An 11,921-nucleotide genomic window follows, 5' to 3' on the forward strand; every position below is an offset into this window, starting at 1 on the left:
ATCTGCCGGGTGCCGTTCAGTGGCTCCGTCGGCCTGGCTGACGCGGGTTTCACCCACCCTACGGCGTCTGTAGGCCGGGTGAAACCCGCCGCCTCGTCGCGTGATCAGAGCACCGGGCTGAGCATCAGCAGCAGGCAGCAGAACAGGCCGACGGTCCACACCAGGCTGCGCAGCTTGTCGATGTCGTTCCAATAGAGGAACAGGTAGATCACCCGCGAGGCGATGAAGACCAGCGCCAGCAGGTCGATGAGCCAGCCACGGGTATCGGTGGTGTGGGCCATGAGCACGCCGGCGGCGAACAGCGGGAAGATCTCGATGCTGTTGAGGTGGGCACCCAGGGCGCGGCCACCGAAGCCGGTGAGACGGGATTGCTGGGCACGTGGATGGTGGTTGTCGTAGCCACTGCCCTCCTCTTTCATGGCCTTGGCCAGGGGGATCTTGGCCACGTAGATCAGCAGGGCTGCAAAGAACACGCACCAGAACGGGATGCTCATTCGTTTTTCTCCTTCGGCGGTTCCACCGCCTGTGTCGTCGGGGTGTACACCATCACCTCTAGCACAGCGGAGTGGAACTCGCGTCGGTACAGCACGAAAACCACACCCGCGGTGATCAGCATGAAGAACCAGGGATTGATGAACCAGGCGAGCATGGCCAGGCCGAAGTAGTAGCTGCGCAAGCCCAGGTTGAACTGGTTGGCGGCGAGGGAGATGACCCGTGCAGTGCGCGTGGCGAAGTCCTTGCGCTCCTGCTCGCCGACGTTGCGCTCGCCGATCATCGGCGCCGAACCCACCAGCACGGCGGCGAAGTTGTACTGGCGCATGCACCAGCTGAAGGTGAAGAACGAGTAGACGAACACCACGGCGATGGCCAGCAGCTTGAGCTCGGACATGCCACGGCTGGCCGGCTCGACATAGGGCAGGTCGGCGAGGATGGACACGGCGCGGTCGGTGGAGCCGAGCACCGTGAGCACGCCGGCGAGGATGATCAGGGTGCTGGAGGCGAAGAACGAGGCGTTGCGCTCGAGGTTGCCGATCACGCTGGCGTCGGCGATGCGGTTGTCGCGCAGCAGCAGGCGGCGCATCCAGTCTTCGCGGTAGAGGTGCATGACGGAGGCGAGGCACGGGGTGTCCCTGCCCTTCCAGGTGGCGTAGCGGGTGTAGCCGCCCCAGCAGAGGATGAACCAGAGGATGGCCAGCAGGTGGGGAAGCACTTGGATCGACATGGATACTCCTAGGAAATTGCGCGGATTATAGACGTCGGCAACTGCGCCCAAGGCAACATCGATTGCGCCAGGATCACGACAAATTTCACCCAGTCATAGCCAGGGTTTCGGCGCGTAGCCCGGGCTTCAGCCCGGGAACAGGACCACCAAGCGGCACGGCGCATCTCCCCCTCTTCCACCGCGAGCTTCTGAAGGACAAACCGTGGACATGAAAAAGCCGCCCGAAGGCGGCTTTTTGCGGTGCAGCGTGGATCAGGCAGCCGCTTCTACCGGCTTGCCCAGCAGGCGGTCGCAGACGCTGGCCACGGCCAGGGCGGCGACGGCGGGGAGCAGCCAGGCGAGGCCCTGCTCCGACAGCGGCAGGTGAGCCAGCCACTGCGGCATGTCGAAGCCGGCGCCCTTGAGCGCATCGATCATGCCGAACAGCAGGGACACCGCCATCACCGGTGCCACCACGCGGCCCGGCGAGTGCCAGAGGCTCCAGCAGAAGCTCAGGGCCACCAGCACGATGCACGGCGGGTAGATGGCGGTGAGCACCGGGATGGAGAACTGGATGAGCTTGGTCAGGCCGAGGTTGGACACCACTAGGCTGAAGCCCGCGAGGATGATCACCAGGCTGCGGTAGGACAGCGGCACCAGGCGGCTGAAGTACTCGGCACAGGCGCAGGTGAGGCCGACGGCGGTGACCAGGCAGGCCAGGGAGATCAGCACGGCGAGGAAGCCGCTGCCGAGGTTGCCGAAGGTGTGTTGCACGTAGGCGTGCAGCACCGCCGCACCGTTGGTGGCTTCACCGGCGATGGCATGGCTGTTGGCACCGAGGCGGAACAGGCTGATGTAGACCAGCGCCAGGCCGACGCCGGCGATCAGCCCGGCGATGATGGCGTAGCGGGTAATCAAACGCGGCGACTCGACACCGCGGGAGCGGATGGCGTTGACGATGACGATGCCGAACACCAGGGCGCCCAGGGTATCCATGGTCAGGTAGCCGTTGATGAAGCCCTGGGAGAACGGCGCCGCCTGGTAGGCAGGCGTGGCTTCACCGATCTCGCCCAGGGGCAGCATGAAGGCTGCGATGCCGAGCACCAGCAACGCGATGATCTTCAGCGGTGCCAGGAAGCGGCCGACGGTATCCAGCAGGCGCCCCGGGTAGAGGGAAACCGCCAGCACCACCAGGAAGTACACCAGGCTGTAGGCGAACAGCGCGATGGGCGTGTCGCCGGTCAGCGGGGCGAGGCCCACTTCGAAGGAAACGGTCGCGGTACGCGGGGTGGCGAACAGCGGGCCCACCGAGAGGTAGCAGACGGCGGCGAGGATCACGCCGGCGGTGCGCCCGATGGGGCTGCTGAGGGCATCCATGGCGCCGCCGACCTTGGCCAGGGCGATCACGGTGACCACCGGCAGGCCGACGGCGGTGATGAGGAAGCCGAAGGCGGCCATCCAGACATGGGGTCCGGACTGCAGGCCGACTATGGGCGGGAAGATGATGTTGCCAGCCCCGACGAACAGGGCAAATGTCATGAAGCCAAGCGCCAGGATGTCCTGGCCTTTCAGGGAAGTCATCTGAGGAAATACCACATCGTGAAAACAAGGTTAGCCGAGGGTTTCCCTGAGGATCGGGGGAAACGTCATCCGCCCGTATGGGGCGAACCACTGGAGCGCGCATCGCCTTTTTGAGGCTCTGGCGCAAGATAGTTGCAAGCCTATCGAAATTCGCATGCTTGCGGTGCTGACGCAGGTCAGGCTGTCGGATGGCTGTAACTGGCTGTCGCCTGTTCAACAGTTTTCCGTCGGCCCGAAATGACAAAGGCCACCCGAAGGTGGCCTTTGCCCAGATCGGAAAGCCTTAGGCCTTCTTCACTTCCCAACCGGTCAGCTCGGCCAGGGCCTTGCCGATGTCAGCCAGGGAACGCACGGTCTTCACACCAGCGTCTTGCAGGGCGGCGAACTTCTCGTCCGCAGTGCCCTTGCCGCCGGAGATGATGGCGCCAGCGTGGCCCATACGCTTGCCGGCCGGAGCGGTGACACCAGCGATGTAGGACACCACCGGCTTGGTCACGTTGGCCTTGATGAAGGCAGCGGCTTCTTCTTCAGCGGAACCGCCGATCTCACCGATCATGACGATCGCTTCGGTCTTCGGGTCTTCCTGGAACAGCTTCAGGATGTCGATGAAGTTGGAGCCCGGGATCGGGTCGCCACCGATGCCCACGCAGGTGGACTGGCCGAAGCCGGCGTCGGTGGTCTGCTTCACGGCTTCATAGGTCAGGGTGCCGGAACGCGACACGATGCCTACCTTGCCCGGCAGGTGGATGTGACCCGGCATGATGCCGATCTTGCACTCGCCGGGAGTGATCACGCCCGGGCAGTTCGGGCCGATCAGGCGTACGCCCAGCTCGTCGCACTTGACCTTGGCTTCCAGCATGTCGATGGTCGGGATGCCTTCGGTGATGCAGACGATCAGCTTGATGCCGCCGAAAGCCGCTTCGAGGATGGAATCCTTGCAGAACGGAGCCGGAACGTAGATCACCGAAGCGTCAGCGCCGGTGGCTTCCACGGCTTCCTTGACGGTGTTGAACACCGGCAGGCCGAGGTGGGTGGTGCCGCCCTTGCCGGGGGTCACGCCGCCGACCATCTTGGTGCCGTAGGCGATGGCTTGTTCGGAGTGGAAGGTACCCTGCGAGCCGGTGAAGCCCTGGCAGATTACTTTGGTGTCTTTATTGATCAGGACGCTCATTACTTACCCTCCGCGGCCTTGACGACCTGCTGGGCAGCGTCGGTCAGGCTGGTCGCAGCGATGATATTCAGACCGCTTTCGGCCAGGACCTTGGCGCCGAGCTCGGCGTTGTTGCCTTCCAGGCGGACGACCACCGGGATCTTCACGCCGACTTCTTTCACTGCACCGATGATGCCTTCGGCAATCATGTCGCAACGAACGATACCGCCGAAGATGTTCACCAGAACGGCAGCGACGTTGCTGTCGGACAGGATGATCTTGAAGGCTTCGGTCACGCGCTCTTTGGTAGCGCCGCCGCCGACGTCGAGGAAGTTGGCAGGCTTGCCACCGTGCAGGTTGACGATGTCCATGGTGCCCATGGCCAGGCCAGCGCCGTTGACCATGCAGCCGATGTTGCCTTCCAGCGCGACGTAGTTCAGTTCCCACTTCTGCGCATGGGCTTCACGAGCGTCGTCCTGGGACGGGTCGTGCATGGCGCGCAGCTTGGGCTGACGGTACATGGCGTTGCTGTCGATGTTGATCTTGGCGTCCAGGCAGTGCAGGTTGCCGTCGGCCTTGATCACCAGCGGGTTCACTTCCAGCAGGGCCAGGTCGTAGTCCTGGAACAGCTTGGCCAGGTTCACGAAGATGTGGGTGAACTGCTTGATCTGGTCGCCTTGCAGGCCCAGTTGGAAGGCCAGTTCACGACCCTGGTAGGGCTGAGCGCCGACCAGCGGGTCAACGGTGGCCTTGAGGATCTTCTCGGGGGTCTCGTGAGCGACTTTCTCGATGTCCACGCCACCTTCGGTGGACGCCATGAACACGATACGGCGGCTGGAACGGTCTACCACGGCGCCCAGGTACAGTTCCTTGGCGATATCGGTGCAGGACTCAACCAGGATCTTGGTGACCGGCTGGCCATTGGCGTCGGTCTGGTAGGTCACCAGGCGCTTGCCGAGCCAGTTTGCGGCGAACGCCTTGGCGTCGTCCTTGCTCTTGACCAGCTTTACGCCGCCCGCTTTACCGCGGCCGCCGGCGTGGACCTGGGCCTTGACGACCCACTCGCTGCCACCGATTTTTTCGCAGGCTTCTGCGGCTTCTTCCGGGGTGTCCACGGCGAAGCCCTTGGATACGGGCAGGCCGTATTCAGCGAACAGCTGCTTACCCTGATATTCGTGGAGATTCATGCTTGTCTACCGTCTTCGTTTGGGTATTGCCCATTCGGCGCTGCATTCGTGGTGCCGCGCCACCTGTGACTGCTTAAAGGCAGTCCGGCGGGCTTTCCGCGGTGAGCCCCAGGGGACTCACGACGGGTAGCCCGCCGTGGTTCTTCTTTCAGGAATCCGCTGGAGATGCCACGCACAGGCGCAGCATCACCGGCTGATTTCTCAACGCTTCTTGCGGTTGGCGATGTGGATCGCGTGGCCGTTAACGGCCAGGGCCGCTTCGTGCAGCGCTTCGGACAGGGTCGGGTGCGAGAAGACCATCATGCCCAGGTCTTCGGCGCTGGTGCCGAATTCCATGCCGATGGCGCCCTGCTGGACCAGTTCCGCAGCGCTCGGGCCGATCACGTGGACGCCCAGGACGCGGTCGGTCTTGGCATCGGCGATGACCTTGACCAGGCCGGTGGTGTCGTTGGCAGCCATGGCACGGCCGCTGGCCGCGAAGGGGAAGGTACCGATGTTGATTTCGACGCCTTCGGCCTTCAGGGACTGCTCGGTCTTGCCGACCCACGCGATTTCCGGGTGGGTGTAGATCACCGACGGGATCAGGTCGTAGTTCATCTGGGCTTTGTGGCCGGCGATACGCTCGGCAACCATGATGCCCTCTTCCGACGCCTTGTGGGCCAGCATGGCGCCACGGACCACGTCACCGATGGCGAAGACGCCCGGAACGCTGGTCTTGCAGTGGTCGTCGACGTAGATGTAGCCACGCTCGTCGAGGGTGACACCGCTGTCGGCGGCCAGCAGCTCGGTGGTGACCGGACGACGGCCAACGGCAACGATCAGCTTGTCGAACACCTGCTTCTGCTCGCCTTCGGCGTCGGTGAAGCTGACGGTGACCTGCTTCTTCTTCACTTCGGAACCGGTGACGCGAGCGCCCAGGCGGATCTTCAGGCCTTGCTTGGTGAGGACCTTCAGGGCTTCCTTGGCAATCTGCTCGTCAGCGGCAGGCAGGAACTTGTCCAGGGCTTCGAGCACGGTGACTTCGGCGCCCAGGCGGGCCCAGACGGAACCCAGTTCGAGGCCGATCACGCCAGCGCCGATGACGCCCAGCTTCTTCGGTACGGCCTGGAAGTCCAGGGCACCGGTGGAGTCGACGATGACGTCCTGGTCGACCGGAGCCGGCGGAATGTCGACCGGACGCGAGCCGGACGCGAGGATCACGTTCTCGGCCTGGACGATCTGGGTCTTGCCATCGGAACCGGTGACTTCGACCTGCTTGTTGGCCAGCAGCTTGCCGTGGCCTTCCAGCAGGGTGACGCCGTTGGCCTTGAACAGGGTGCTTACACCGCCGGTCAGGTTCTTAACGATGCCGTTCTTGCGGGCGACCATGGCCGGTACGTCGATGCTGACGCCCTTGGCTTCGATGCCGTGGATTTTGAAGCCTTCAACGGCCTCGTGGTACTTGTAGGAGCTGTCCAGCAGCGCCTTCGACGGAATGCAGCCGACGTTCAGGCAGGTACCGCCCAGGGCGATCTTGCCGTCCTTGTCCTGGTATTTCTCGATGCAGGCGGTTTTCAGGCCGAGCTGGGCCGCCTTGATGGCCGCAACGTAACCGCCGGGGCCCGCACCAATCACTACCACGTCGAATTTCTGGGTCATAACGTTCTCCTAAGCCTCGAGCTTCAAGCGGCAAGCCACAGGCCGGGCTGCGATGCTCTGCAGCTTGCGGCGTGTGGCTTGCAACTGATTTAGATGTCCAGCAGCAGACGAGCCGGATCTTCCAGCAGGTTCTTGATGGTCACCAGGAAGCTGACGGCTTCCTTGCCATCGATCAGACGGTGATCGTAGGACAGAGCCAGGTACATCATCGGGCGGATGACCACTTGGCCGTTGATGGCCATGGGACGCTGGATGATGTTGTGCATGCCGAGGATGGCGGCCTGCGGCGGGTTGACGATCGGGGTCGACATCATCGAACCGAAGGTGCCGCCGTTGGTGATGGTGAAGGTGCCACCGGTCATCTCGTCGATGGACAGCTTGCCGTCACGGGCCTTCTTGCCGAAGGTGGCGATGCCGTTCTCGACTTCGGCCAGGCTCATCAGCTCGGCGTTGCGCAGGACCGGAACCACCAGGCCACGGTCGCTGGAAACGGCTACGCCGATGTCCTGGTAGCCGTGGTAGACGATGTCGTTGCCGTCGATCGAGGCGTTGACGGCCGGGAAGCGCTTCAGCGCCTCGACGGAAGCCTTGACGAAGAAGGACATGAAGCCCAGGCGCACGCCGTTGTGGGTCTTCTCGAACAGGTCCTTGTACTTCGAACGCAGGGCCATGACTTCGGTCATGTCGACTTCGTTGAAGGTGGTCAGCATGGCCATGGTGGACTGTGCTTCGACCAGGCGCTCGGCGACCTTGGCACGCAGGCGGGTCATCGGGACGCGCTTCTCGACGCGGTCACCCGCGGCGAAGACCGGGGCCTCGGCGGCCGGAGCGGCAGCCTTGGCAGCCGGAGCGGCGGCCGGAGCGGATTTCTTCGCTTCGACGGCAGCTACCACGTCTTCCTTGGTCACGCGACCGCCTTTGCCGGTGCCGGCGATGCTGTTCGGGTCGATGCCGTTCTCTTCGGCCAGCTTGCGAGCGGCCGGGGAGAGGATGGCGTCGTCACCACCAGCAGCAGCCGGAGCGGCGGCCTGGGCAGCGGCAGCCGGGGCTGCAGCGGCGGCGGGAGCAGCGCTGGCGGCACCACCTTCGGTCAGTTTGCCCAGCAGTTCGCCGCTGAGGACGGTGTCGCCCTCGTTCTTGACGATTTCAGCCAGGACGCCGTCGGCTTCGGCCAGTACTTCAAGCACTACTTTGTCGGTCTCGATGTCGACGATCAGCTCGTCACGCTTGACGGCCTCGCCCGGCTTCTTGTGCCAGGTGGCCACGGTGCCGTCGGCAACCGATTCCGGGAATGTAGGGGCTTTGATCTCGATAGCCATTTGTATGGGTTCCTATCTAATTCGGTTTCTTCTGCACGAAGGCGTTAAACAGTAAAGGCATCTTGCAGCAGTTTTTCCTGCTGCTCGGCGTGCATCGAGGCATAGCCGCAGGCCGGAGAGGCCGAGGCGTCACGCCCGGCGTACTCGAGGAACAGGCCTTTGTTGTGGGCTGCCGCGACACGACGCATGTGATGCTGGCTGCAGTACCAGGCGCCCTGGTTCATCGGCTCTTCCTGACACCAGACGATGTGCTTGAGGTTCTTGAACGGGGCAAGAACTTCGGCCAGGTCGTCTTCCGGGAACGGGTACAGCTGCTCGATACGCACGATGGCGATGTCTTCACGGCCTTCGGCACGACGTTTTTCCAGCAGGTCGTAGTAGACCTTGCCGCTGCACAGCACCAGACGCTCGACTTTCTTCGGATCGATCGAGTCGATCTCGTTGATCACGGTCTGGAACGAGCCTTCGGCCAGATCTTCCAGGGTCGAGATGGCGAGTTTGTGGCGCAGCAGGGACTTGGGCGTCAATACGACCAACGGCTTGCGCAGCGGGCGGATCACCTGGCGACGCAGCAGATGGTAGATCTGCGCCGGGGTGGTCGGCATGCATACCTGGATGTTGTGCTCGGCGCACAGCTGCAGGTAACGCTCCAGGCGCGCGGATGAGTGCTCCGGGCCCTGCCCTTCGTAGCCGTGCGGCAGCAGCATGGTCAGGCCGCACAGACGACCCCACTTGTGCTCGCCGCTGGTGATGAACTGGTCGATCACCACCTGGGCGCCGTTGGCGAAGTCACCGAACTGGGCTTCCCAGATCACCAGCGCGTTGGGCGTGGTGGTGGAGTAGCCGTATTCGAATGCCAGTACGGCTTCCTCGGAGAGGTAGGAGTCGTACAGCTCGAAGCTCGGCTGGTTGTCGAACAGGTTCTGCAGGGGCAGGTAGGTACCGGCGTCCTTCTGGTTGTGCAGCGCCGCATGGCGGTGCGAGAAGGTGCCGCGACCCACGTCCTGGCCGGTGATGCGAACCGGGTGGCCTTCGAACAGCAAGGTGGCGTAGGCCATGGTCTCGGCGTAGCCCCAGTTGATCGGCAGGCCGCCGGCGCCCATCTTCTGGCGGTCTTCGAGGATCTTCGAGACCTGACGCTGGACGACGAAGCCTTCCGGAATCTCAAGCAGCTTGGCGGAGAGTTCCTGCAGGGTCTTCAGCTCGAAACGGGTGTCGTGGCGAGCGGTCCAGGTGTGGCCCAAGTAGGGACGCCAGTCGACGAAGAGCTCTTTGTTGGGCTCCTTGACCAGGCTCTTGACCACGTGCTGACCGTTGTCCAGGGCGGTGCGGTACTCGTCGATCTTGGCCTGCACACGATCGTCGTCCAGCACGCTGGATTGGATCAGGGCATCGGCATAGAGCTCGCGAGTGGTGCGCTGCTTGGCGATCTGCTGGTACATCAGCGGCTGGGTGCCGCTCGGCTCGTCGGCCTCGTTGTGGCCGCGACGGCGGTAGCAGACCAGGTCGATGACCACGTCACGCTTGAACTGCATGCGGTAGTCGACGGCCAGCTGGGTCACGAAGAGCACGGCTTCCGGGTCGTCGCCGTTCACGTGGAAGATCGGCGCCTGGATCATCTTCGCGACGTCGGTGGCGTACTCGGTGGAGCGCGAGTCGTCCTGACGGCTGGTGGTGAAACCGACCTGGTTGTTGATGACGATGTGCACGGTACCGCCGGTGCGGTAGCCGCGGGTCTGCGACATCTGGAAGGTTTCCATGACCACGCCCTGGCCCGCGAAGGCGGCGTCGCCGTGGATGGAGATCGGCAGTACCTTGTCGCCGGCCTTGTCCTGGCGGCGATCCTGACGGGCACGAACGGACCCCTCGACCACCGGGGAGACGATCTCCAGGTGGGACGGGTTGAACGCGAGCGCCAGGTGGACTTCACCACCCGCGGTCATGACGTTGGAGGAGAAGCCCTGGTGGTACTTCACGTCACCGGAGGACAGGCCTTCGACCTTCTTGCCTTCGAACTCGTCGAACAGGTCGCGCGGGTTCTTGCCGAAGGTGTTGACCAGTACGTTGAGGCGGCCGCGGTGGGCCATGCCGATGACGATTTCCTTGGTGCCGTAGGAGCCGGAACGCTGGATGATCTCGTCCAGCATCGGAATCAGGCTTTCGCCGCCTTCCAGGCCGAAACGCTTGGTGCCCGGGTACTTGGTGCCCAGGTACTTTTCCAGGCCTTCGGCCGCAGTCAGGCGCTCGAGCAGGTGGCTCTGCACTTCGGCGGAGAACGCCGGGCGGCCACGCACGCTCTCCAGGCGCTGCTGGAACCACTTGCGCTGGTCGGAATCGACGATGTGGGTGAACTCGGCGCCGATGGTGCGGCAGTAGGTCTGCTGCAGCGACTGATGGATCTCGCGCAGGGTCGCCTCTTCCTTGCCGATGTAAAGCTCACCGGTACGGAAGGTGGTGTCGAGGTCAGCATCGGTCAGGCCGTAATGGTTGATCGACAGATCGGCCGGCACCTTGCGCTGCCAGAGGCCGAGGGGGTCGAGCGTCGCCGCCTGATGGCCGCGCATGCGGTAGGCCTGGATCAGACGCAGGACTTCGACCTGCTTCTTCTCGTGCTCGCTGCTTACGCTGCCAGCCGATACGGGCTGCGCGCGGCGCTGGTTCTTGGCGAGCAGGACGAAGTGGTCGCGAACAGTAGAATGCGATACGTCGGTGGCGGTGTTACCGTCGGCCGGCAACTTCTGGAAGTAGGTGCGCCACTCTTCGGGCACAGCGTTGGGATCGTGCAGGTAAAGCTCATAGAGCTCTTCCACATATGCAGCGTTGCCACCGGATAGGTGGGCGCTGTTCCACATGCGCTGCATTACGCTTTCTTGCATGCTTGGTCACCCTCGGTAAGGGGACACCACCGGCGTGGAATCAGCATCGTGGCTTCAATAGTCCTGGCACAGCGACTCGGTAAAGCCACCAAGGATCCCGCAGATAGTCCGGGCACCAGCCCGGTTGCCCCTGCTGGTCATCTATATATTTTCAAGTAAGGACCGCCGCTTTGTGAGCTGCTGTCCTGGTTTACTGCTGCGCCGGTAGCAAACCGGCGCCGCAGGTATTACGGGTAAAGCATGAAGCGCATCAAGTACCGCTTTGCAGCAGCATGTGACGTACGTGACCGATCGCCTTGGTGGGGTTCAGACCCTTGGGGCAAACGCTCACGCAGTTCATGATGCCGCGGCAGCGGAACACGCTGAACGGATCGTCCAGCGCGGCCAGACGTTCTTCGGTCTTGTTGTCGCGGCTGTCGGCCAGGAAACGATAGGCCTGCAGAAGCGCAGCGGGACCGAGGAACTTGTCCGGGTTCCACCAGAAGGACGGGCAGGAGGTCGAGCAGCAAGCGCACAGGATGCACTCGTACAGACCGTCCAGCTTCTCGCGCTCTTCCGGCGACTGCAGACGCTCGATCGCCGGGGCAGGCGTGTCGTTCTGCAGGAAGGGTTTAACCTTCTCGTATTGCTTGTAGAAGATGCTCATATCAACGACGAGGTCACGGATGACCGGCAGGCCAGGCAGCGGGCGGATCACCAGCTTGCCGCCCTTGAGGCCGGCAGCGGAGATCGGCGTGATGCAGGCCAGGCCGTTCTTGCCGTTGATGTTCATACCGTCGGAACCGCAGACGCCTTCACGGCAGGAACGACGGTAGGAGAAACCCTCGTCCTGTTCCTTGATCAGGGCCAGCACGTCCAGGACCATGATGTCCTTGCCGCCGGTGTCGACCTGGAAGTCCTGCATGAAGGGTGCAGCGTCCTGGTCCGGGTTGTAGCGATAAACGCTGACTTTCAGAATGTTGGCTTGCG

The 11,921-nt window shown here is 63.3% G+C and carries 9 protein-coding genes; all 9 read right to left on the bottom strand.

The features are described from left to right. Positions 1 to 104: 104 nt before the first annotated feature. Positions 105 to 494 (bottom strand): MAPEG family protein, encoded by a 390-nt coding sequence (locus tag OEJ36_RS23460; protein ID WP_263403582.1) that lies wholly within the window; start codon positions 492 to 494, stop codon positions 105 to 107. Then, the gene (locus OEJ36_RS23465) at positions 491 to 1,222 is read right to left on the bottom strand and encodes a DUF599 domain-containing protein (RefSeq protein ID WP_263403583.1); all 732 of its coding nucleotides are present in this window, start codon (positions 1,220 to 1,222) and stop codon (positions 491 to 493) included. Before OEJ36_RS23465 ends, OEJ36_RS23460 begins: the two co-directional genes overlap by 4 nt. Before the next feature lie 252 nt (positions 1,223 to 1,474). Beyond that, entirely contained in the window at positions 1,475 to 2,782 is a 1,308-nt protein-coding gene (gene brnQ / locus OEJ36_RS23470; protein ID WP_263403584.1) for a branched-chain amino acid transport system II carrier protein, read from the bottom strand. 283 nt (positions 2,783 to 3,065) lie between these two features. Then, positions 3,066 to 3,953: a succinate--CoA ligase subunit alpha gene (sucD, locus tag OEJ36_RS23475; protein WP_021216854.1), complete on the bottom strand. Its 888-nt coding sequence runs from the start codon at positions 3,951 to 3,953 to the stop codon at positions 3,066 to 3,068. Beyond that, positions 3,953 to 5,119 carry an ADP-forming succinate--CoA ligase subunit beta gene (gene sucC / locus OEJ36_RS23480; RefSeq protein ID WP_021216853.1) on the bottom strand — a complete coding sequence of 389 codons (1,167 nt, stop codon included), beginning with the start codon at positions 5,117 to 5,119 and terminating at the stop codon, positions 3,953 to 3,955. The genes sucD and sucC overlap by 1 nt, the downstream gene beginning before the upstream one ends. Positions 5,120 to 5,320: 201 nt before the next feature. Further along, positions 5,321 to 6,757 (bottom strand): dihydrolipoyl dehydrogenase, encoded by a 1,437-nt coding sequence (lpdA, locus tag OEJ36_RS23485; protein ID WP_263403585.1) that lies wholly within the window; start codon positions 6,755 to 6,757, stop codon positions 5,321 to 5,323. Between the two features lie 89 nt (positions 6,758 to 6,846). After that, positions 6,847 to 8,076 carry a 2-oxoglutarate dehydrogenase complex dihydrolipoyllysine-residue succinyltransferase gene (gene odhB / locus OEJ36_RS23490; RefSeq protein ID WP_184490805.1) on the bottom strand — a complete coding sequence of 410 codons (1,230 nt, stop codon included), beginning with the start codon at positions 8,074 to 8,076 and terminating at the stop codon, positions 6,847 to 6,849. 44 nt (positions 8,077 to 8,120) lie between these two features. Further along, a complete protein-coding gene (locus OEJ36_RS23495) occupies positions 8,121 to 10,952 on the bottom strand; it encodes a 2-oxoglutarate dehydrogenase E1 component (RefSeq protein WP_263403586.1) in 2,832 nt (943 codons plus the stop codon). Between the two features lie 250 nt (positions 10,953 to 11,202). After that, complete coding sequence (locus tag OEJ36_RS23500) at positions 11,203 to 11,910, bottom strand: succinate dehydrogenase iron-sulfur subunit (RefSeq protein WP_031286833.1); 708 nt, start codon at positions 11,908 to 11,910, stop codon at positions 11,203 to 11,205. Positions 11,911 to 11,921 lie beyond the last annotated feature (11 nt).

Source organism: Pseudomonas sp. PDM13 (assembly GCF_025685765.1).
Classification (GTDB): domain Bacteria; phylum Pseudomonadota; class Gammaproteobacteria; order Pseudomonadales; family Pseudomonadaceae; genus Metapseudomonas; species Metapseudomonas solani.

What these genes read in the sequence shown, in the direction of transcription:
- OEJ36_RS23460 (WP_263403582.1), bottom strand. Translation starts at nt 494, where the DNA reads ATGAGCATCCCGTTCTGGTGCGTGTTCTTTGCAGCCCTGCTGATCTAC.
- OEJ36_RS23465 (WP_263403583.1), bottom strand. Translation starts at nt 1,222, where the DNA reads ATGTCGATCCAAGTGCTTCCCCACCTGCTGGCCATCCTCTGGTTCATC.
- brnQ (WP_263403584.1), bottom strand. Translation starts at nt 2,782, where the DNA reads ATGACTTCCCTGAAAGGCCAGGACATCCTGGCGCTTGGCTTCATGACA.
- sucD (WP_021216854.1), bottom strand. Translation starts at nt 3,953, where the DNA reads ATGAGCGTCCTGATCAATAAAGACACCAAAGTAATCTGCCAGGGCTTC.
- sucC (WP_021216853.1), bottom strand. Translation starts at nt 5,119, where the DNA reads ATGAATCTCCACGAATATCAGGGTAAGCAGCTGTTCGCTGAATACGGC.
- lpdA (WP_263403585.1), bottom strand. Translation starts at nt 6,757, where the DNA reads ATGACCCAGAAATTCGACGTGGTAGTGATTGGTGCGGGCCCCGGCGGT.
- odhB (WP_184490805.1), bottom strand. Translation starts at nt 8,076, where the DNA reads ATGGCTATCGAGATCAAAGCCCCTACATTCCCGGAATCGGTTGCCGAC.
- OEJ36_RS23495 (WP_263403586.1), bottom strand. Translation starts at nt 10,952, where the DNA reads ATGCAAGAAAGCGTAATGCAGCGCATGTGGAACAGCGCCCACCTATCC.